We start from the raw sequence: 22,963 nt of genomic DNA on the forward strand, positions 1-22,963 counted from the left end.
CAACAAAAAACTCCCGCCTCTAGCTTATAGCTAGAGGACGGGAGTATTACTCACGTGGTTCCACCTCTATTTATTGATACCTTGCGATATCAACCTCTTCGAGTACGACAAATAATTGTTTATACTCTAGCACTATAACGGGTGCAGGATTCCGAGACAGTCTACTACCTAAAAAGGGTTCGGTGCCTAGCTCAAAGACGTGTTCAAAATATGTTCTAATGCCCCTCTCACCAAACGGGAACTCTCTGTAAAAGAAAATATATTTCTACTTTTTCTCATCAATGCTTTTTAAATATTTTTATTTTTTTATTTTATACTATTTATACTATTCTGTCCATTATTTTTTGTGATATTTATTTTTCTACATAATTTCTTCATAACTTCCTACTATAATTTAATTAAAACATATACAGGAGGTGAATTTATGAAAAAGTTGTTATCTATAACTCTAGTTGGAATGGCACTTTTAGCTTCTTCTAATTCTGCATTTGCAGCAAATAAGGTATCTGAAATGGCTACTACAAAAGGCGGACAACATGTGGCTGAATGTGCTCAAAAAATGGATAAAGGTATATCTGAATGTTTACAGATGCTTGAATGTAAAGATGGTATGTAAATATATAAGTATATTTTAACTAATCTCAATACTAAAGTGGAACTATTTCTTTTAATGAAATAGTTCCTTTTATTTTATATATATTTTATTAATATAAAATTTATATACTGTTAAAACTATATATAAATCTCAAAAAGAAGGTGAATTTTTATGATTTTTAAAAATAAATATATATATTTTGTCTTAGCTACTTTAATAATAATATTTACAATAACCTTTAACTATAAAAATATATATTCAGTAGATAGTCCTGAGGAACAAGAATATAAACAATATGTAGTTCAATTTATTAATGATTTAAATAAGCTAAGAAATCAGTATCCTGTAGTATTTAAGCCTGACATAAAGTACTTATCAGATAATACAATTGCCATACAAAAAAGATCAGAGTATCTAAAAACATTTAATTTCTCTGATGATAAAGTACCTGAAAAATACAGAGACGTTCATAATAAATTAAAAGAAACACTTGAGATATATAATGAGGCATTTAGCGATATACTCTTAGCAACAGCTAGTGGAGATACTAAGTCAGTTAGTAAAAATCTAGAAAAATTACGTAATGCTGATAAAGCAATGATTGAAATTGAAAATATTTTTTTAAGATAAGAGCATTGAAAATTAATTCAATGCTCTTGTTTATGTTAATATATAATATGAATGTTATTGTATATATTTTATAAAAGGTCCCTAGTTATTTCAACCCGGGACCTCTTATGTTTATTTTCTAATGATGGTGATGATGATCTCCATGATGTTCTCCATTATGATTACATACAACATCTTTTGATTCTAATGTTCCATTAATAAATTCATTTAAAATGCTTTTATATTCTCCAGAAGCTCCTTTTATAACTTCTATTCCTGAATTATCAAGGGCATCTAAAGCTCCTTTTCCGATTCCTCCTACTATTGCTACTTTAACATTATTACTTATTAACATTTTAGCTAATGCACCATGTTGATGAGTAAATTCTGCAGTTGAAACCTCTTTTATATCTTTAATTTCTTTGTTATCTATAGTAACAATAATAAAGCTTGTACTTCTTCCAAAATGTTGATTAACCATATTTTCATTATTTGGTATAGCGACTATCATATATATCTCCTCCATATATTTATTTAGAATTCTTTTGCTATTTTTCTTGCATGTTCATTAATTTTTTCTCTTGCTTCTTCTAATTTTTCTCCTTGTAATACATTTGTAAGATCAAATGCTAGAGTTTGAATATCCTGTACTCCCATAAATCCTAAAATAGTTCTCACATATCTATCTCCCATTTCAAATTCCGATGCAGGCTCTCGATCATAGGCTCCACCTCTCGATACAATGTGAACAGCTTTTTTGTTTTCAAGTAATCCTACTGGCCCTTGTTCTGTATATTTAAATGAAATTCCTACATAAGATACATAATCAAAATATGCTTTTAAAATAGATGGTATACTTAGATTCCACATTGGAGCTGCAATTATGTACTTATCTGCACTTGCAAATAACTTAGCATGATTGTATAAATCTCCCTTTTCTCCTGAAAACATTTCATGCAATCTTTCTTGATTTAAAGGCTGAATATTTTCTTTGTATAAATCAAGTGTTATTATTTCATCATTTGGATTGCTTTTCTTGTATTCATCTAAAAATACATTTGATAATTTAAATGTGTTTGATTCTGAATCAGATTTAGGATTTGCCTTAATATATAATACTTTACTCATTGGTATTTCTCCTTTTAATTTGACTTTATTAATTTCTAGACTATTTTTTGTATAATTTAAAAAAATATTTATTTTAAAATTATGTTTTTAAAATAATACCCTTTAGTATGGTATTATAAACATTTACACAAAAATAAAAGTGCAAAGATTAATCTTTGCACTTAAAAATACTTACATTTAATTATTAACTGGTTTTGTTTGTATACCTATCTCTTTTTTATCTTTTAGTTTTGGGTAACCAAATACTATAGCAAGTATCCCAAACATTCCCATAAGAGCAGGGTAATGTAAATATGGTAGTATTTCAATAGGTGATACAGAGGCTAATCCAGCTGCTGCTAAAACCTGACCTCCATAAGGAATAATTCCTTGCCAACAAGAAGAAAATATATCTAATATACTTGCTGATCTCCTTGAATCAATATCATATTGATCTGCTATATCTTTTGCTAAAGGCCCTGCCATTACAATAGAAATAGTATTATTAGCAGTACATAAATCTATTATGCTTACAAGGGCAGCAATTCCAAACTCTGCTCCTTTTTTACTTTTAATTCTACTAGTTATAAAATAAAGTAAGAAGTCAATTCCACCATTAAACTTAATAAGTTCTACAATTCCACCTACAACCATTGCAATCATAGCTAAATCTTCCATTCCAATCATACCTTGACCAGTTGCGTTTAAAAATCCATAAAAATCAAATGATTTAGAAGCCATTCCAACAATACCTGCAAATACAACTCCACCACCAAGTAACACTAATACATTTACTCCAAATAAAGCTGCAACTAGTACTGCTAAATAAGGCAATACCTTCACTATATCATAAGTATAACTTCCACCTACAACTCCATTATATCCTGATGTCATAAGTGTGAGAATTATACCAGTTATTATAGCTGCTGGTAGAACTATTATAAAGTTTACCTTAAACTTATCTTTCATATCACATCCTTGAGTTCTTGCTGCTGCAATTGTTGTATCAGAAATCATAGATAAATTATCACCAAACATTCCTCCACCAACAATTGCCCCTAATACTAAAGCCATTGGGATACCAGTTTTTTCTGCAATTCCAATTCCTATAGGAGCTAGTGCAACTATTGTACCCATAGAAGTTCCCATTGATAAAGATATAAAACATGCTATAGCAAATAATCCTGCAATCAAAAGATTAGGAGGTAGTATTGATAAACTTAAGTTTACCGTTGCATCTACACCACCCATTTCTTTTGCTACGTTTCCAAATGCACCTGCTAATATAAATATAATACACATAAGTATTATATTTGCCTCTCCTGCACCCTTACAAAATATATCTATTTTCTTTGAAATACTCACTTCTCTATTTAACAAAAGAGCAAATGCCGCAGATATTAAAAATGCTACAAGCACAGGCATTTTATAAAAATCCTTTGCTATGATTCCTGTTCCAATAAATAAAAGCAAGAATATTCCTAAAGGTAATAATGCTAATGGATTTCCTTTTTTTACAGTATTTTTCATTCTAACTTTCCTCCTTAACTTCATATTTTTCTTTTAATTTTTTCAAAACATCTCTTGAATATTCCTTTGCTCCAAATAAGCAAAGATCTCTATAATTTCCACATTGAACTTCATTTGCTGCTTGTATTTCCTCTGCATTTAATACTTTTTCTAGGGAATTGATCAGCCCATTTAAAACTTCATCTTTTTCTCTATCTCCTACTAATATTAGATAAAATCCTGTTCTACATCCCATTGGAGATAAATCTACAACATTATCTAATTCTTCTCTTAAAAATCCAGCTAGTAAATGTTCTAGGCCATGGACAGTTCCTGTTGGCATAGTGTCACTATTTGGTTGCATAAATCTTAAATCAAACTTAGATATAATATCTCCTTTTGGAGTTTCAATTCTTCCGCACTTTCTTACAAAAGGTGCAATTACCTTTGTATGGTCCATAGTAAAGCTTTCTACAATTATTTTATTCATTTTCATATCCCCCTTTTATTTTTTACAAGCCCAAGTTTTACAGTATTCGCAGCTATTTTTACTCTGGCATAATCCTTTTTTCTTTTCCCCTTTTGGATATTTTAAATCCCTTGGATAAAAGGACCATCCAATAAGTGCTGTAATGGTTTTTTCTGGACTTAACATATAATTTTCATTTACTTCAATTTCTGAATTGATTTTTAATAAAGATATAATCTCTTGTTGATCTTTTAAATCCCAATCTCCATATCCAGGACTAAACCTAGGTGTAGCATATATTCCTTTTATAATATTTCTTTGATAAAGATACTTATTAAACTTTTCAATTAGTCCTTCTACTGAGTAAGAACCTAACATATCTGAAACTGCACCCCTATAGCTCTCGCCATTTTCCATACATGTTTTACTATAACTTGGAAGTTCTTTTCCTATTGTTGCGCAAGCTATAGTTATCTTATGACATTTATATAATCCTTCACATAGGTATGAACTTTTTATAATTATTGATTCTTCATCTTTTACATCTATTACTATTTGACCATTGTTTATATGTTTTATATCTAAATCCTTCCAATATACCTTTGGATAAATGTAATTTTTAAGTTTTTTTACTTCTTCTTTTGCACCTTTTAACTCTGGTGTGCTTTCACAAATGCTTTCTATATCTAAAGGAACTATAATACAATTGCTATTCATTATAAACATCTCCATCTTCAAATAAATTCCGAACTAAATCTATATCCCCCATTGGAAAAATGTGTACTCCCTTTTGTTTCCTACTTTCTGTTAATGTCTCTATTAGCTTCACTGCCCCAACTGCATCTCCACTATATCCATCTGCCCCTGATAACTTTGCATAATCCTCCGTTACTGCAGCTCCCCCTACAATAATCTTAATATCTGGCAAAGAATTTTTAATATATTCTATAGTGTTTGGAATTTCTGTCATTGTAGTTGTCATAAGAGCGCTGAGTCCTACAAAGTCGGCATTTTCTTTTATGGCTTTTTCTAAAAACATCTCCTTTGGCACGTTCTTCCCTAAATCTACTACTTTATACCCATAAGGCTTTAACATAACCCCTACCATATTTTTTCCTATGTCATGTACATCACCTTTTACAGTTCCAATTACAATAGTACCTTTTTTATTTAAACTATTGCTGTCCCCTAGATAATTTTCAAGTAAAGCAAATGTATTTTGAGCTATCTCTGCACTGAGCATAAGTTGAGGTAAATAATATTCCCCTGCTTCAAATTTATCTCCTACTACCTTCAACCCTGAAATTAGTCCTTCATTAATAATAGTAATAGGTGACACTCCATTATTAAGTAGTTTTTGAGCTATACTAGTAATTTCATATGAGCCTCTTATTACTAAATCTTTAATAGTATCTACAGATATATCTACTGCTTTTCGTCCTTCATTTGTAAATACTTTTCTATTTCTCTCTATATAGTTTCTAGCATTTGAATCTCTACCACATAATAAAGACGCTGATTCCCAAGTCTCAATAATATTTTCTTCAAGTGGATTTAAAATAGCTAAATCCAGTCCGTTTAAAATAGCCATAGCAAGGAAAGATTTATTAATCTTATTTCTATTTGGAAGACCATGAGAAACATTACTTACTCCTAAAACAGTATTTACACAAAGTTCTTCTTTTATTTTTTTTAAGCCTTTAAGAGTGTCTATTGCTGCATTATCATCAGTACCAACAGTTAAAGCAAGAACGTCTATATAAATATCTTGTTTTTGTATATTGTATTCTTCACATTTTTTTATTATATTCTTTGCTATCTTAAGTCTCGTTTCTACATTATTTGGTATTCCATCGTCATCTAAGGTAAGACCAATTACCCCTGCTCCATATCTTTTTACCAAAGGTAATATAGTCTCTAAACTTTTTTTTTCTCCATTTACAGAATTGACTAATGCCTTTCCATGATAATTTTTAAGTGCTACTTCCAAAACAATTGGGTCTGTAGTATCAATTACAAGTGGTACATCAACATTTTGTTGAAGAAGATGAATTACCTTTTCCATAGTAATTTTTTCATCAATTCCATGTGTCCCTATATTTATATCTAATAAATGAGATCCACTATTTATTTGTTCATAAGCTTCCTTTTGTAAAATTCCAAAATCATTATCTCTTAAGCTTTGTGCTAACTTTTTTCTTGCTGTAGGATTAATTCTCTCTCCTATTATTTTTGGAATATAATTGCCTCCTACCTTTACTACTTTTTCCCTACTTGCTAAGGTACTTGTTACTTTTATATTTCTCTTCGGTATATCATAATGTGTTAATGTGTTTTTTAATGCATTTGTATGTTTTGGAGTACTACCACAACAAGAGCCAAACAATGTTATTCCTAAATCAAAATATGGCTCAATAGCATTTATAAAATCTTTATCATCAAGTGGATAAGATACACACCCACCTTCTAGTTTTGGTAGTCCTGCATTTGGCTGGACTAAAACAGGTAATGTTGTGTTTTCAGACAATTCTTTTACTACTGAAAATAATTCTCTTGGTCCTCCTGAACAGTTTGCTCCAACAGCTGATGCACCTAAGCTTTCTAATATAACTGCTGCACTTGAAGGACTTACACCTGTTAAAGTTCTTATCCCATCGTAGGTAAGGCAACAAATAACAGGAATATTACAAACATCTTTTGCCGCTAAAAGCGCTGCACGAATTTCTCCTAAATCGCTAAATGTCTCAAGAATAATGAAGTCTGGTTTTCCTTTAGCTAATGAACTAATTTGTTCTTTGAATATTGTATGCAATTCTTCAAAAGATTTATCTCCTAGAGGTTTCATAAACTGGCCTGTTGGTCCTACTGATGCAGCGACATATCCATTTTTTTCTATTGCTAACTCTCTTGCAATTTCTACCCCTTTTTTATTTATTTCCTCTACCTTTTCTTCTAATCCATATTCCTCTAGCTTTATTCTATTTCCCCCAAAAGTATTAGTAGTAATTACATCTGCACCTGCTTCTAGGTAAGCCTTATGTATTTCTCCTACTTTTCCTGGACTGGATATATTCATAAATTCAGGACAATCTCCTGGCTTTAATCCTCTTTCTTGAAGCATTGTACCCATTGCCCCATCAAATACCAAAACCCTTTCCAATATCTTCTTCCCCATTTTATCACCCCTTTTTTAAACTAAAAAAGGCCTTCTCTAGATGAATAGAGAAGACCTTAAAATTATACGCATAATACGACTGCAGTCTTCTTCTCATCTTTCAGAACAAATTGTTCTGCTGGAATTGGCACCTTTTCAAACAGATTGTTTGATGGTTGCCGAGACTTCATAGGGCCATTCCCTCCGTCTCTCTAAATAAGAAGTTTTTAATATTAAATTTTGCGATAGATTTATAATATATTAATATTAATTTATTGTCAATAATATGATTATAAATTTTTTAAATTCATATTTTAATTAAAATATGAATAAGTCTTTTTTAGGAAACAACCCATATAATCCACCAGTATGAATAAATAAAATATTTTTTGATCCTTTAAATTTTCCTTTTTTTATTTCTTCTACTAGACCATACATTGCTTTTCCTGTATACACTGGATCAAGTATAATACCTTGTTTTCTTGAAAATTCATATATAAATTCCAGCTCTACAGGTCTACTCAAAGCATATCCATTTCCTACATATCCATCTAATATATTAATTTCATCTCTTGAGAATTTTATTTTTTCCTCAGTATAATCAATACTTTCATTTAAAATATCGTATATTATATCTTTAAAATGTTCTGAGTTATCACATATATTAATTCCAACTATTTCTGTATTTCTTTTTAGAGTTTTATTAGCTAGGAACAACCCACTATATGTGCCTCCAGAGCCAATCGACACAACTATTGTATCAAATTTTACTCCAAGTTCTTTTTCCTGTTTGCATATTTCATTCATAGCCTTATAATATCCAAAAGTTCCTAGTCCATTTGAAGCTCCCTCTGGAATTATATAAGGTTTATATCCTTCTTTTGTCATTGAATTTTTAATTTCTTCCATTATTTCAGTTCTTTTGTTTTTATAATCATCAGGTGTTATTAATTTTATATGAGCTCCTAGTAATTTATCTAAAAAATAGTTTCCTTCAACTTCATCATCTTTACTTCCCCTTAAGACTAAATAGGATGATATCCCTAACTTTGCTGCTACAGCCGCTGTTGCTCTAGCATGGTTAGATTGAATTCCCCCACAAGTAATTAGTAAATTACAGCCTTGATCTAGTGCTTCTTTGACTACAAATTCTAATTTTCTAACTTTATTTCCAGAAATCTCATTCCCAGTTTGATCATCTCTTTTTATATAAATATTAGGGCCACCTAACTCTTTTGATAACCTTTCTAGCTTTTCAATTTTTGTTGGTAGGTTTGCAAGTGCAATATAATTAGGTATATTCGCCATATTTATCCCCCCTATATAAATAATTTCCTTTACAATTATATTATAAAATTTCTAAAAAAATCACATAAAGGTTGTATGTACTTGCTATCAAGCGGAAAAATAAAGATAATTAGAAAATGGAAGGAGAAATGATCTTGTCACAAAAAACAACGAGAAGAGGCTTTGATGCAGAGGATTATAAATGGTTTTCCGACGATTCTATTTCAAAACTCAAGATTGCACAACAAGAGGTTGGATGGTTATTAGATAGAGGCTACAAAATGAGTTCAATAGTAGATTTAGTTGGGGGACATTATCAACTTACTGCAAGACAAAGAACTGCATTAAAAAGGGCAACTTCTTCTACCATTCAGTGTGAAGAAAGAAAATCAAACATGCTTTCCTTTGAGGCTTGTAAAGATGGATGTTTATATATAGATGGTTTTAACCTTATAATAACTCTTGAAGTAGCGCTTTCAAAAAGCTTACTTATACTCGGAACTGATGGAGTTTTAAGAGATTTGGCAGGTTTGAGAGGAACATATAGAATTATAGATAAAACTGATGAAGCTCTAAAACTTATTGGAAAAACATTTAAAGAACTTTATGTTCCTGAAGCTAAATTTTTTCTTGATTCACCTGTTTCAAACTCAGGAAGATTAAAAAGTAAAATTTTAGAACACTCTTATGATTGGGGTATACCTGTTGAGGTAGAACTAGTACCAAATGCTGATATTATACTCTCTAAAATGGAAAGAGTTGTAACTGGAGACTCTATAATACTTGACGAGTGTAATAGTTGGTTTAATTTATCAAGTAAAATAGTTAATGACTATGTAAATGATGCTTGGATTGCAAACCTCTCCATATAATAAACAAAGGGGGCTATTACTAGGCTCCCTTAATAAATTGTTGTTAGACCCTTATGGCTATCTAGTAAATTCCGTCTAGTACCTTTCATAACTATTCTCCCCTTATCTATGTAACTAACTTTATCAGCTATTTTATATACATCATCAGTTTTATCAGATATGAGTAATGCACAACAGCGCTCTTCTTTCACTACTAGTTTTATTCTTTGCAAAATATGATTTTTTACCAATGGATTAATATCGGATGGTATTTCGTCTACTATTAAAAGTTTAGGATGATGGCTTATAGCTATTATCAGTTGCAATTTAACTAAATTTGCCCTTGATAGATCTTCAATTTTTTTAGATAAATCAAAATCAAATTCATCTATTAATGCTGAAAATAAAATATCATCCCAATTTTTATAGTATTCTTTTACAAATTTATAAAAATCAATACACTTAATATCATTACATAAAGATATATTTTGTGAAACATATCCTATATATTGTTTAACATATTCATTATCTTTTTTGCGCTCTATTCCATCTATTAAAATCTTTCCTGAATTATATTTTATAAGTCCTAGTATTGACTTTATTATTTTGCTTTTTCCAGACCCCTTTGGCCCCAAAAGGCCTAGTATCTGCCCCTTATTTATAGTTAAGCTTATCTTTTCGATATTAAATTCACTACCCTCAATAGATAAATCATCGATGTCTAATATACAATGACTCAATTCTTAACTACCCCCTACTAACCTTTATTTTAATTAGATTACATACTATTTTGCAATATATATTTATTATCTCCTTTTAGCCTTAGTATTTCAAGCCTTTATAAAAATTTACACAAAAAATAATACTATCTCCGTATTATACTTAAGATTATTTTGAGACAGTATTATTAAAAATAAAATAATATATTTTTGATATTTTACTAATTTTCATCTATTAATTTATATACAAAATACTTATCTGCAGGGGTAAATTTATAATTTATTAATTCATCTTTACTTGCCCATTTATACTCGTTATGGTCAGTAAGATTTATATCTCCATTTATTATTATGCATTTAAATCCTATAAGCTTTATGAATTTATCGTTAGCATTTGATATTGTTTCTCCAAAATATTCTACTACTTTTATATCTATATCCATTTCCTCTTTTAATTCTCTTATTGCTGTATCTTCATAAGCTTCTCCTTTTTCTACCTTCCCTCCTGGAAACTCCCAAAGACCTCCAAATTTCAGAGATGCCTTTCTTTTGGCTATTAGTATCTTATTCTCGTTATTTATAATTATAGCAGCTACAACTTCTAACATTCTGAATCTCCTTTTATTGAATAGGTTTGTATTATAATATGAATAATACACTATATTGCCACAAAGCCCCTCCCTTATACATTTAACCTTTTTATATTATATATTAAATTTTGCAATACCATTACTAATAAAGGCACACTTACTATACAATATAATTACTGCTGATTATTTTATCTATACTCCTAGCTTAAGTTGGTTTTAGATGATTTACCTAACTTAATTAAATAGAGGCTGATCTAGAGTATTTCAAATCTACTCTAGATCAGCCTCATTTTTATTTTACTATATCAAAAGGTTTTAATAATTTATAATCGTCCTCTACTTTTGCATAGGCCCATCCATCTATTTTATTAGGATCAACTCCAGCTTTTATAAAAGGCTCTGGATTTAATACATATACTATATCTTTATCATTTGTAGCCATATCATCTGCCCATTCAAATTTATTTCCGTTATCTAAATCTAATCCATAGTGTTTTAACTTAGTATGATATCCAAGTACATCTCTGTGATTATCTACTATATCCTTTAGCGTATCTGTAGAAGTAGCTTTATCACCTTCAAACTTTGTGTCTCCTATATTTGACTCAATACTTATAGTTTTATCTTTATCATTATACACATATGATTTAGGAAGTTTTGATACATTTAATCCACTATTAATAAATGGTTGAGCATCCATTTTGATAACAAAATCCACATTGTTACTAAAATCTTTACTCATATTAAATTTAGTTTTATCAGGAGCGTCTATTGCCCAACTATTATCTTCTGAATATACATTATTTTTTTCTACCATTGCCCCAAATGTTTCTACTCCATATTTGGCAACTGAATCAGTCGCCTTACAGCCAACTAATCCTATAGATAAAGTTAATACAGATATACCTAGTGCTAATTTTTTTACTTTCATATTGCCACCTCATTGAATTTTTATTTTTTATTTATATGGCTTAAAACCTCTAAGCCTTAACGCATTAGTTAAAACAGATACTGAACTTAATGCCATTGCAGCTGCTGCAAATATTGGGTTTAATTGTGGACCTCCAAATATATGAAGTATACCTGCTGCTATAGGTATACCTATAACATTATATCCAAATGCCCAGAATAGATTTTGCTTTATATTTCTTATTGTACTTTTACTTAACTTAATAGCTGTTGGAACATCCATTAAATCACTTCTCATTAGTACTATATCAGCTGACTCCATGGCAACATCGGTACCAGAACCTATTGCTATACCTATATCTGCTTGTGCAAGTGCTGGAGCATCATTTATTCCATCACCAACCATTGCTACTTTTTTTCCTTCTGATTGAAGTGTTTTAACTTCATTTGCCTTATCTTGAGGAAGTACTTCTGCAAGTACTCTATCTATTCCAACTTGTTTTGCTATTGCATTTGCAGTCTTTTTGTTGTCCCCTGTTATCATAGCAACTTCTATTCCCATTTCGTGTAGCTTTTGTATAGCCTTTGCACTACTTTCTTTTACAACGTCTGCAACTGCTATAATACCAGCTAATTTATTGTCAATTGCTATATACATAGGAGTCTTACCTTCTTCAGCCAATCTATCTGAATCATTTTCTAAACTTTCTAACGAGATATTTCTATCTACCATTAATTTTCTATTTCCTAATAATATTAAGCTGTTTTCTATTTCAACTTCTATACCATGTCCTGGTATTGCTTTAAATTTTTCTACCTTAAGAATTGGTAAACTTTCTTTTTCTCCAGCTTTAACTATTGCCTCACCAAGTGGATGTTCTGATCCCTTTTCTGCACTTGCTGCAATCTTTAAAAGTGTGTTTTCATCTACAACATCAGTTACTACTATATCTGTAACCTCCGGTTTTCCTTCAGTTATTGTACCTGTCTTATCAAATACTATAGTGTTAATTTTGTGAGCACTTTCAAGTGCTTCTCCACCTTTAATTAAAACACCATATTCTGCACCTTTTCCTGTACCAACCATTATTGCTGTTGGAGTTGCAAGACCTAATGCACAAGGACAAGCTATAACCAATACTGCTATAAATATTGTAAGTGAAAATACTATGCTTTCTCCGCTTAAACGCCAAGCTAGACCTGATAAAGTCGCTATTACAAATACTATAGGAACAAAATAACCAGATACTATATCTGCCATTTGAGCTATAGGGGCTTTTGATCCTTGAGCATCTTCCACAAGTTTTATTATTTGTGCAAGTGCTGTATCACTTCCTACTTTTGTAGTTTTAAATTTAATAGATCCATTTTTGTTAATACTTGCACCTATTACTTTATCTCCTTTGTTCTTTTCAACAGGTATACTTTCTCCTGTAAGCATTGACTCATCTACTGAAGTGTGACCTTCTATAACCTCACCATCAACAGGTATTTTTGCACCTGGTTTAACTAGTATTACATCTCCTACTTCAACTTCTTCTATAGGTATTTCTATTTCTTTATCATCTTTTATTATTATTGCTGTTTTAGGCACTAGACCCATAAGTTTTTTTATAGCTTCACTTGTTCTTCCCTTTGAAACTGCCTCAAGTGATTTTCCAAGTAATATTAAAGTTATTATTATACCTGCTGTTTCAAAATACATATTATCTACAGCAATAAGTTCTCCAATATATATTCTATACGTTGAATATAAACTATATATTATAGCAGCTGATGTGCCCATAGCCACCAATGAGTCCATATTAGGACTTTTATTTATTATGCCCTTTGTTCCACTTGTATAAAACTTATTTCCTGCTATAACTATAGGTATTGACAATAATATCTGTGTTAATGCAAAATTCAGTGGATAAATCATAGGATCTATAATAGTAGGTACTGGAAGCTGTGGAAACGGTGGCTTTAGCATAGGCCCCATAGCTATATAAAATAGGGGTATTGCAAATATTGCCGATATTATAAACTTAGTCCATAAAGTTTTTATTTCCTTTTCTTTTCTTAATTTATCTTCATCTACAGAACTTTTATTTTCTATTTCTAATGCCTTATATCCAGCTTTTTCTATTGCCATTTTTATTTCTGAAAGCCTTACTTTACTTGGATTATAACTTATAGATGCTTTTTCTGTTGCCATGTTAACAGATATATTTTCTATACCATCTAATTTTTTCACTACTCTTTCTACAGCCTTAGCACATGCTGCACATGTCATTCCCCCTATAGGGATTATTACTTCCTTAGCTTTCACTTCTTCTAAAACTCCATACCCTGCCTTTTCTATTGCGCCTTTTATATCTTCATAAGTAGACTTTGTACTATCGTACTTTATATTTAACTTTTCAGTAGCTATATTTACGCTAGCAGATTCTACCCCATCTAATTTTTTTGTAACTCTCTCTACAGCTTTAGCACAAGCTGCACATGTCATGCCACTTACTTTAATTACTTGTTCTTTGCTCATAATCAACCCTCCTATATATCTATAATATACCCTTGAGGGGTATATGTAAACTGTTTTTTATGTTTTTAGAATATAATTATTTTATGTGTTTTTTATGAAGAAAAAAGTATAGTAACAAATTTTTATTTGTCTTCATATTATATCTTAGAAGGTTAGCAAATCTTCAAAAACTTACATCTGTGGAGGTAGAATTATGGCAAACTTTTTTAACGATTTCAATGGTTGGTGGATAATAGTATTATTTTTCTTATTCTTAGTATTCCAAGATACTTTGGATGAAATATGTCTATCTGATTGGATACCATTCTTAATATTAATATTAATATTAATATGTGTTGATGAGGATTGTTTCGACTAATATTATAAAAAGCCAGTATCTTTTGATACTGGCTTTTACCATTGATTTGTAATATATCAATAACCTGGAAAAATATACATACTGTTATATTATTGAAAAAGATTTATTCAAATGTTACAATATGGTTACAGAAAGATTACAAAAACCAACAATTTTTCTTGGTTTTATTTTTTTTTGCTTATTTTTATATTTTAATACATAGGCAATTTTGATTTTCAACTACAGGAGGAAAAATTTAATGAAAATATCTAAAAAAATTTTTTACATATTAGCACTGTCGGGTATGATAACCTTTTCTAATGTAAATATGGCATCTGCATATAATTTTAAATTAAATTTATACAAATACGGAATGAGTAATAGAGATGTAAATGCTATTCAAAATAAACTAAAAGAAAAAGGATATTTAAACATATCTAAAACTACTAATTATTATGGTAGTTCAACTAAAAGTTCTATAATAAAATTTCAAAAGGCCTCTGGACTTCAAGCAGATGGAATAGCTGGAAAGAATACTTTAAATAAGCTATTTGAAAATTCAACTCAAGAAAGTCAATCAAATAACTACACCCCAAATAGGGGAACTAATGTATCTAGAGAAAGTGCAACTGCTATTGATTGGTCAATTGCTAAAAGTGAGGTTCCAAGGGGTTCAACTTTTATGATAGAAGACTACAAAACAGGAACAACTTTTAATGTAAAAAGAACATATGGATCAAATCATGCTGATATCGAATCTCTAACAAAAGAAGATACTCAAAAGATTAAAAAAGTATGGGGTGGATTTAGTTGGGCAAGAAGACCAGTTATTGTACATATAGATAACAAGAAGATAATAGCATCTATGAGTGCTATGCCACATGCAGGTAGAGAAGATAAGCCAGCTAATGTAACTGTAGACAGTAGAAGTGATGGTTATGGAAAAGGTATAAATTTTGATGCTGTAAAGGGAAATGATATGAGCGGCCATGTTGACTTACATTTTTTAAATTCAACTAGACATAGTAATAGTCAAAAAGACTCAGCACACCAAAACAATATAGAAAATTTAATAAATATATTTTCTCGTTAATTATAATATCCTTGTAATAAAAAAATTGCCACCAAAGTAAGTGGCAATTTTTTTATATGGCATAATTATATTCATTTATGTTATCTAAGTTGTTTATAGCCATAAGTATTTTTTCTGGAGTTATCGGTAGAGTATTTATATTGACTCCAACTGCATTATAAACAGCATGTGCTATAGCTGGTGGTGGAGTATTTACAACAATTTCTCCTATAGATTTTGCTCCAAATGGACCTGTTGGTTCAAAACTTTCTTCAAACTCTACTATTATATTTCCAACGTCTTTTCTACAAGGAATTTTGTATTGCATAAAAGTGTCACTATCTAACCTTCCTTTATTATCAAACTTAATATCTTCATACATAGCCATACCTATACCTTGAACTATTCCGCCTTCTGCTTGTATTCTTGCTAAGTTTTTATTTATAACCGTTCCACAGTCTATTACAGCAACGTAGTCTATTAATTCTATTTTCCCAGTTTCCTTATCAAGTTCAATTTCAACAAATCCTGCTATAAATGGAGGTGGTGAAACAGGACTTCCATAGGTTGCATTTCCAACTAACTGAGAGTTTTGTGGCCCTACAATAGAGGTTACTGCAATTTCTTTAGTTGATATACTATTTTCATTATATATATCTATAACTAAACCTTCACTAAATTCAACGTTATTATTAGATAATTCTAGTAAATTTGATCCAGCTTCTATAATTTTTTCTTTTAACTCTTCACATGCCTTAACAACTGCCATTCCTGTAACATAAGTAGTACTTGAAGCATATGAACCTGGATCATATGGAGATATATCTGTATCAGCAGCAACAACTGTTATATTTTCTAACCCTGTTTCCAAAACTTCACATGCCATTTGAGCAAGAATTGTATCACTTCCTGTACCCATATCTGTAGAACCTATTAGTAGTGTATATGTCCCATCATCATTTAGTCTTATTTGTGCTGATGCCGTATCTATCCCAGCTATACCTGAACCCTGCATAGTAATAGCCATTCCTACTGATCTAACCTTGTTTGGTGTCACTTCTCTACTAGGATATTTATTGTCCCATCCTATAAGTTCTTTTCCTCTTTCTATACATTTATCTAAAGTAGAACTATTTATATTTTTATTATAAGCAATAGAAGTTTCTCCTTCTTTTATAAGGTTCTTTTCTCTTAACTTTATAGGGTCAATACCTAACTTTGATGCTAATTTATTAACTGTAGACTCTACAGCAAAACATCCTTGTGTTGCTCCATATCCTCTAAATGCCCCTGATGGTGTTTTATTAGTATAAACAACATTTCCCATAAATCTATAAGCATTTAATTTATTGTATAGTGGAAGGGTTTTTTCTGCAACCAGCCCGAATGTTGTAGATGCATGCTCTCCATATGCTCCTGTATCCGATAAAGCATACATATCAACTACCTTTATATTACCTTCATTATCTGAACCCATTCTAACTTTTATTTGCATAGGATGTCTACTTGTAGTCGAGCTGAAAGTTTCTTTTCTAGTATATATAAGCTTTGCTGGTTTGCCAGTTTTAAGCGTAACAATAGCTGTAAATATTTCAACACAGGCAGTTTGTTTTCCTCCAAATCCACCACCTATTCTAGGCTTTATAACTCTTATTTTACTTGCAGGTATATCAAGAGCACGAGATAGGTGCCTTCTCACATGAAATGGTATCTGCGTAGAACTTACTACAACTAATCTTCCCATATGATCTAAATAATTGTAAGCTCTGTAAGTTTCCATCATACAATGAGCTTGAGCTTGAGTTTCATAAGTTTCTTCAATTACTACATCACATTTATTAATTTCTTCTTCTATGTTTCCTTTTTCACTTTTATGAGTAGATACTATGTTTTTTTCCTTTTTCATACCTATATCAAAGTTACAATGTAAGTCTTCTGTATGAACTATTGATTTATGTCCTATAGCAGTATTTGCATCTAATACAGGCTCATAAATCTCATATTCAACCTTAATCATATTAATAGCTTTAACTGCAGTTTTCTCATCTTTGGCTGCGATTATTGCAACTTCATCTCCTACATACCTAACTATTTCATCTAATATTAATCTATCATATGGTGATGGTTCTGGATAACTTTGTCCAGCCAATGTAAATCTAGTATTAGGAACATCTTTGTGTGTAAGTATGCATTCAACACCTTCAAGTTTTTCTGCCCTTAAAGTATCTATAGATTTTATTTTTGCAAAAGCATGAGGACTTCTTAAAATTTTTACAACCAATGCATCTTTACTTGATAAATCATCTGTATATACTGGCTTTCCAGTGGATATAGCCATTCCATCTATTTTAGGTATACTCTTACCAACTATATTCATAATTACGCTACCCCCAGATATTTTTTCACTGCTCTGAGCTGTCCCATGTATCCTGTACATCTACATAAATTACCTGTTAAATAGTGAATTATATCTTCTTCTGTAGGATTTATAAGTTCATCTTTCATTGCAAGTACAGTCATAATAAATCCAGGACTACAAAATCCACATTGCTCTGCTCCTTCTTTCACTAAAACATCTGCAAATTCTGAAGCCTCTTGCTGTAAACTTTCGATTGTAGTTATTTCTTTTTTATCTGCTCTAATAGCAAGTGTAGCACAAGATAATGTAGGTTTTTTATCTATCCATACAGTGCAAAGTCCACAACATCCCGTATCGCACCCTCTTTTCACACTAAGGTTTCCTTCTTTCCTTAGAACATCTACTAGGTAATCATCGCCATTTATTTCTAATTTAGTCTTTTTTCCATTTAATATAACTTCTATTTGCATTTTATTACCTCCTCGATAGCTCTTTTTATAAGAACTTTAGAGATAATCTTCCGATAATTTCCACTTGCTCTCATATTACTTCCAAAAGATAATTCTTCACATGCTATTTGAGCTGTTTTTTCTACGATTTCATCGCTCAATTCCTCGCTTGAAATATATTTTGATGCATTAATTGCAACACTAGCCCTTCTTGGCCTAGCCCCTACCACTATATTCCAATTATTATCATTTTTAGAAACAGCTACATTTACTATTGCATAATCGCTTGCTGAATTTCGCATAGAAGTATATACTGATTTTCTACTATTTTTCTTTATATATATTTTAGTTAATATGTCTTTTTCATAATGACTTTCTAAAAATTCTTCTAACGTAATTCTACCATTATTATAAAGTTCTACTTCTGTATCTAACGATAATAAAGCTGTTAATAAATCTGAAAAGCCGTATTTTGAAAATACACTAGCTCCAACAGTTACTACATTTCTAAATTGAACTCCTATTATATCTCGCACACATTTTGTCAAAACTCCATTAAAATATCTATTTAAAATAGGACTTATTTCTATATCTCTAAAAGTAGTCATAGCTCCTATTTCTATATAATCTTCATCTTCTTTTATATAATTTAGATTAAGCTTTGATAATTCAATTGCAGTTCCTATTTTCTTGCAACCCATTCTTAAATAAGTAGATCCTCCAATTACTGTATTACTCTTTCTTTTCATCAGCATATCATAAGCTTCTTGTATACTTTGAGGTTGGACTATATCTAATACTGTAAACATTCTTATTCCCCCTTGGTATGTCTTTTATCAAAAATTTGCTACATCCTTAAGCTCTTCTTCTTTATCTTTTGGCAACACAATGTTAAGAACTATAGCTATTAAAGCTACTAGAACTATTCCAGCTTCACCAAATATTAATTGTATTATATGGGGCATCTTTTCTAACGCACCAGGTACTTGGCTAAGTCCTACACCTACTCCTAAGGCCAAGGCAACTATAACACTATTTCTTTCACCTAATGGTTCACTCATTATAAGATTTATCCCGCTTATAGATATCATTCCAAACATCATTACCGCAGCTCCACCAAGCACACTTGGAGGCATTAATGCAACTATAGTTCCAAGTTTAGGAAATATCCCAGCTAAAATTAAGAATACTCCACCTATTGCAACTACAAATCTATTTATAACCTTTGTCATAGCAATAATACCCGCATTTTGACCAAAACACGTATTTGGTGGTACATTAAATACTGCTCCTATTATACTATCTACTGCATCTGCTATTATTCCGCCTGAAATCTCTTTTGCACTAGGTTCACGATCTGCTCCACCCTTGGTTATTGCCGATATATTACCTATACTTTCAAGTGCTGAAACTATATATAAAAATGCCATAGGAAGTATTGCATCTAAATGAAATTCAAATCCATATTTAAAAGGCGTAGGAATAGATATCCAAGAGGCCATCATTACTTCCGAAAAATCTATTTTACCCATTGGTATTGCCACAATATAACCTATAACTAATCCTATAAGTATTGAAGATATACTAGTTAATCCCTTTGTAAATTGCTTGAAAAATATTATAGTAACTAAAACTATAGTTCCTAATAATAAATTTGATGATGATCCAAAATCAGAAGAGCCTACCCCTCCAGCAAAGTAATTAATTCCTACTGGTAAAAGTGATAAACCTATAGATAAAACTACCGTACCTGTAACTAATGGTGGTAAGAATTTTTTTAGGTGTTTTAGGCTTACTCCAACTGCTATTTGTACAATTGCAGCAACTAACGACGCTCCTAGTATTCCTTCCATACCATATTTAGCTCCTATAATTAAACTAGTTGGAACAAAGGCAAAACTTGTTCCCATAACTATAGGAAGTCTAGCTCCTATTGGCCCTATAGGATAACATTGAATTAATGTTGCAACTCCGGCAACAAACATTGCACACTGAATTAAGAAAGTTTTTTCCGAAACTGGTAAGCCAAGTGCACTGGATATTATTATTAGTGGTGCTACATTTCCTACAAACATGGCAAGAACATGTTGAATTCCAAGAGGTATTGCTGTCTTTAATGGTGGTATACCATCTAACTCATATACTGAGTTTTGAGATTTTTTATTCATTTTAATTCCTCCAATAATTTATTTTCGTTAACATTAAACGTATATTGTGGTTTATTGTTCGTGTATTATTAAATTAAATACATTATAACATATTTTTTATAAATAACAGAATATTTTTATCAAATTATATTGTTTGTATCGTTTTATTATGTATTTTATTATTTATTTTTTTAAAATAGTTCGTATAAACACTGTTTTTTTCTAAATTATAACTTTTATTACAATAATATTCACATTAAAAAAGACCTATATAATAATTTTCTATAAGCAAAATTATTATATAGGTCTTTTTTAACTATTTATACATTTTCAGACTAAAAACAAACCTGAAAATCTGCAAAATAGACATTTTCCTATAATAATTTGCTCATAGTCAGTACATTTGCGGTGTACTGGTAGAAACTTTCGGTCCATATTACCGAGGATATATGAGCATATTTAGTTTTTAATTTGAATCTTGTATATTAATTTATCAAAACATTCGTGTTTTGTCAATGTATTATTTAATAAAAATAACCTTGCTATCTTATATAAGCAAGGTTACTGTCTTTTATTTTTATACTTTTCTTCTAATTCTTTAAGATATTTTTTTAGTTCTGAAAATTTTCCTTTAAATATTATTGGTTCCTTTATATCTGATACTTTAACAGTATACATAATTTCCACCCCTTCAGCTTGTACTCTTTTATATTAAATTATATTGCCAAAGTGCAAAAAATATACATAGTTTATTATATAAAGAATCTTTATTATAATTTATTAAAACAACCTATATTTTACATAATTAAAAACTCTAGATCATCCCATATCCACGGTTCTATATCTAACTCTTCCGCTATTCTTTTTATTAAATCATAAGTTTCCCTAGAGATAAATAATTTTTCCTCATGTATTCTAGAACATAAATGTTTTAATGCTGATTCATAGTCCTCAGATTCTAAAAATTCTTTGGCTGCGATTACATCTTCAAAAGACAGTATATGTATCTGACTTAGTAAGTTTATAATTTTTTTATCTATACCCATATTTCACACTCCCTTATTACTAAAAAAGTATAACTATATCATAATTTTTACCCAAAATTCTATAGTTTAATTTCTTTCCTTTAATTTTAACTAAATATTTTTATATATTTCTATTATTCTTCTCCATATAGCCTTATCTATATCAATTAGTTCACAAAAATATTTTTTCGCAACAAGTATAAGTAGTTTATTTTTTAGGCTAATAAAATATTGAATTTTTTTATAAAACAAGAGAGCTTTGAATTAGCTCTCTTGTTTTTATTAATCTTCATATCCACATAAACTCAACCCTGAATTTATAGCTTCTTGTTTTGAATCTTCAAATATTTCATTTGCCTTAGCTAGTCCTCTACAGTTTTTATCTAAGTGATATTTACTACCGGTTCTTGTTGTATATACTAAATTTTTTGAGTCACTAGAACTACCGCTAGAAGAATTACTTTCATATACACTCATATCGTATTTATCACCTTTGTTAGTAGCATAACCTTCTTTTTCCCATATGTTTAGTTTATTATATTTAACACTTTCTTCAGCTTTATTTAAAATATCTAAGTATTTTTTACTATCGTATATATATGCAACTTTGGATAAGGATGCTAATATAATTTCCCTATTGTACAACTTGAGTTGTCCATTTTCCTCATACCAAACGTACCCTAGTAATCTATTATACTTATCTCTATTTTCTACATCTGGCTCTATATAAACTGTTTTGTTATTTAGTTTTTGATAAGCAAAATTTGATGCTTCAGTCCCAAACTTTTCATTTTTTTCAGGTGTATTTATAAGAAGTATTCTTATTGATTCTACATCCTCATTTTCAAATTTAACTTTTATAGTGTCACCATCTATTGAGTCTATAACTATACCTTTTCTAGCATTTTTAGGTATACTATAAATTGTATTACTTTTAGTTTCATCCTCTACTTTAGTTGTATCTTCTGTTGTGATGTCTTCTATTTCTTCACTTTCTAATGTGTTTTCATCATCAGTAATGTTGCTAATAACTGTTTTTTGTTCATCATATGTGTAATTATCATCACTTGAACAAGCAGTTATATTTAATCCCAATATTACAATTAATAAAAACAATAAACTTTTTAACTTCGATGTCATATTTCTTCCCCCTTGCAAATTCTGCAATAAATGTTGTTATATTATTATATAAATAAATATATAAACTAGTTAAAACTTTCTATTAATATATATAAAATACAAAATAAAAGA

General features: G+C 30.1%; 22 protein-coding genes, 2 riboswitches and 1 other annotated feature. Of the genes, 5 read left to right on the forward strand and 17 right to left on the reverse strand.

The features are described 5' to 3' along the window. Nucleotides 1-30 precede the first annotated feature (30 nt). Nucleotides 31-291 (reverse strand) — a binding site (T-box leader). A 133-nt stretch (nt 292-424) separates the two neighbouring features. Together ACUSRV_RS00895 and ACUSRV_RS00900 are read left to right on the forward strand one after the other, a co-directional pair. Next, nucleotides 425-616: a hypothetical protein gene (locus ACUSRV_RS00895; protein ID WP_490140022.1), complete on the forward strand. Its 192-nt coding sequence runs from the start codon at nt 425-427 to the stop codon at nt 614-616. Between the two features lie 150 nt (nt 617-766). Then, the gene (locus ACUSRV_RS00900; protein WP_490140023.1) at nt 767-1,225 is read left to right on the forward strand and encodes a hypothetical protein; all 459 of its coding nucleotides are present in this window, start codon (nt 767-769) and stop codon (nt 1,223-1,225) included. 118 nt (nt 1,226-1,343) lie between these two features. Here the strand turns inward: ACUSRV_RS00900 and ACUSRV_RS00905 are convergent, their stop codons facing one another. The 7 genes from ACUSRV_RS00905 to ACUSRV_RS00935 form a co-directional block, all read right to left on the reverse strand. Next, on the reverse strand, nt 1,344-1,715 hold the full coding sequence (locus ACUSRV_RS00905; RefSeq protein WP_490140024.1) for a NifB/NifX family molybdenum-iron cluster-binding protein: 372 nt from the start codon (nt 1,713-1,715) through the stop codon (nt 1,344-1,346). A 23-nt stretch (nt 1,716-1,738) separates the two neighbouring features. Continuing rightward, nucleotides 1,739-2,332 carry an FMN-dependent NADH-azoreductase gene (locus ACUSRV_RS00910; RefSeq protein WP_490140025.1) on the reverse strand — a complete coding sequence of 198 codons (594 nt, stop codon included), beginning with the start codon at nt 2,330-2,332 and terminating at the stop codon, nt 1,739-1,741. Between the two features lie 177 nt (nt 2,333-2,509). Further along, on the reverse strand, nt 2,510-3,841 hold the full coding sequence (locus ACUSRV_RS00915) for a Na+/H+ antiporter NhaC family protein (protein WP_490140026.1): 1,332 nt from the start codon (nt 3,839-3,841) through the stop codon (nt 2,510-2,512). A 1-nt stretch (nt 3,842) separates the two neighbouring features. Continuing rightward, complete coding sequence (locus ACUSRV_RS00920) at nt 3,843-4,310, reverse strand: S-ribosylhomocysteine lyase (RefSeq protein WP_490140027.1); 468 nt, start codon at nt 4,308-4,310, stop codon at nt 3,843-3,845. Between the two features lie 15 nt (nt 4,311-4,325). After that, the gene (locus ACUSRV_RS00925) at nt 4,326-5,006 is read right to left on the reverse strand and encodes a hypothetical protein (protein ID WP_490140028.1); all 681 of its coding nucleotides are present in this window, start codon (nt 5,004-5,006) and stop codon (nt 4,326-4,328) included. Beyond that, nucleotides 4,999-7,464 (reverse strand): homocysteine S-methyltransferase family protein, encoded by a 2,466-nt coding sequence (locus ACUSRV_RS00930; RefSeq protein WP_490140029.1) that lies wholly within the window; start codon nt 7,462-7,464, stop codon nt 4,999-5,001. Before ACUSRV_RS00930 ends, ACUSRV_RS00925 begins: the two co-directional genes overlap by 8 nt. Before the next feature lie 90 nt (nt 7,465-7,554). After that, a riboswitch (SAM riboswitch) is annotated at nt 7,555-7,666 on the reverse strand. A 95-nt stretch (nt 7,667-7,761) separates the two neighbouring features. Next, complete coding sequence (locus ACUSRV_RS00935; RefSeq protein ID WP_490140030.1) at nt 7,762-8,751, reverse strand: D-cysteine desulfhydrase family protein; 990 nt, start codon at nt 8,749-8,751, stop codon at nt 7,762-7,764. A 134-nt stretch (nt 8,752-8,885) separates the two neighbouring features. On the opposite strand from ACUSRV_RS00935, the gene ACUSRV_RS00940 reads away from it, so the two are divergent. Continuing rightward, nucleotides 8,886-9,602: a DUF434 domain-containing protein gene (locus ACUSRV_RS00940; RefSeq protein WP_490140031.1), complete on the forward strand. Its 717-nt coding sequence runs from the start codon at nt 8,886-8,888 to the stop codon at nt 9,600-9,602. Nucleotides 9,603-9,631: 29 nt separating this feature from the next. Here the strand turns inward: ACUSRV_RS00940 and ACUSRV_RS00945 are convergent, their stop codons facing one another. The 4 genes from ACUSRV_RS00945 to ACUSRV_RS00960 form a co-directional block, all read right to left on the reverse strand. Continuing rightward, nucleotides 9,632-10,321 carry an ATP-binding cassette domain-containing protein gene (locus tag ACUSRV_RS00945; protein ID WP_490140032.1) on the reverse strand — a complete coding sequence of 230 codons (690 nt, stop codon included), beginning with the start codon at nt 10,319-10,321 and terminating at the stop codon, nt 9,632-9,634. 200 nt (nt 10,322-10,521) lie between these two features. Further along, entirely contained in the window at nt 10,522-10,908 is a 387-nt protein-coding gene (locus tag ACUSRV_RS00950; RefSeq protein ID WP_490140033.1) for a (deoxy)nucleoside triphosphate pyrophosphohydrolase, read from the reverse strand. Between the two features lie 274 nt (nt 10,909-11,182). After that, the gene (locus ACUSRV_RS00955) at nt 11,183-11,821 is read right to left on the reverse strand and encodes a hypothetical protein (RefSeq protein WP_490140034.1); all 639 of its coding nucleotides are present in this window, start codon (nt 11,819-11,821) and stop codon (nt 11,183-11,185) included. Nucleotides 11,822-11,848: 27 nt separating this feature from the next. Beyond that, complete coding sequence (locus tag ACUSRV_RS00960; RefSeq protein ID WP_490140035.1) at nt 11,849-14,323, reverse strand: heavy metal translocating P-type ATPase; 2,475 nt, start codon at nt 14,321-14,323, stop codon at nt 11,849-11,851. A 193-nt stretch (nt 14,324-14,516) separates the two neighbouring features. Here ACUSRV_RS00960 and ACUSRV_RS00965 point away from each other — a divergent pair, with 193 nt between their 5' ends. Beyond that, a complete protein-coding gene (locus ACUSRV_RS00965; RefSeq protein WP_490140036.1) occupies nt 14,517-14,681 on the forward strand; it encodes a hypothetical protein in 165 nt (54 codons plus the stop codon). 238 nt (nt 14,682-14,919) lie between these two features. Continuing rightward, nucleotides 14,920-15,753, forward strand: coding sequence for a peptidoglycan-binding domain-containing protein (locus tag ACUSRV_RS00970; protein WP_490140037.1), 834 nt, complete (start codon nt 14,920-14,922; stop codon nt 15,751-15,753). Nucleotides 15,754-15,805: 52 nt separating this feature from the next. Here the strand turns inward: ACUSRV_RS00970 and ACUSRV_RS00975 are convergent, their stop codons facing one another. The 6 genes from ACUSRV_RS00975 to ACUSRV_RS01000 form a co-directional block, all read right to left on the reverse strand. Next, entirely contained in the window at nt 15,806-18,109 is a 2,304-nt protein-coding gene (locus ACUSRV_RS00975) for a xanthine dehydrogenase family protein molybdopterin-binding subunit (RefSeq protein WP_490140038.1), read from the reverse strand. Between the two features lie 2 nt (nt 18,110-18,111). Further along, entirely contained in the window at nt 18,112-18,561 is a 450-nt protein-coding gene (locus ACUSRV_RS00980) for a (2Fe-2S)-binding protein (RefSeq protein ID WP_490140039.1), read from the reverse strand. Next, nucleotides 18,552-19,349 carry an FAD binding domain-containing protein gene (locus ACUSRV_RS00985; protein WP_490140040.1) on the reverse strand — a complete coding sequence of 266 codons (798 nt, stop codon included), beginning with the start codon at nt 19,347-19,349 and terminating at the stop codon, nt 18,552-18,554. The genes ACUSRV_RS00980 and ACUSRV_RS00985 overlap by 10 nt, the downstream gene beginning before the upstream one ends. Before the next feature lie 27 nt (nt 19,350-19,376). Then, complete coding sequence (locus tag ACUSRV_RS00990; RefSeq protein WP_490140041.1) at nt 19,377-20,708, reverse strand: uracil-xanthine permease family protein; 1,332 nt, start codon at nt 20,706-20,708, stop codon at nt 19,377-19,379. Nucleotides 20,709-21,058: 350 nt separating this feature from the next. Then, nucleotides 21,059-21,160, reverse strand: a riboswitch (purine riboswitch). A 324-nt stretch (nt 21,161-21,484) separates the two neighbouring features. Next, nucleotides 21,485-21,733, reverse strand: coding sequence for a hypothetical protein (locus ACUSRV_RS00995; RefSeq protein WP_490140042.1), 249 nt, complete (start codon nt 21,731-21,733; stop codon nt 21,485-21,487). Between the two features lie 261 nt (nt 21,734-21,994). Then, nucleotides 21,995-22,852 carry a thermonuclease family protein gene (locus tag ACUSRV_RS01000; protein WP_490140043.1) on the reverse strand — a complete coding sequence of 286 codons (858 nt, stop codon included), beginning with the start codon at nt 22,850-22,852 and terminating at the stop codon, nt 21,995-21,997. Nucleotides 22,853-22,963 lie beyond the last annotated feature (111 nt).

Source organism: Sporacetigenium sp. TC11, from assembly GCF_058146105.1.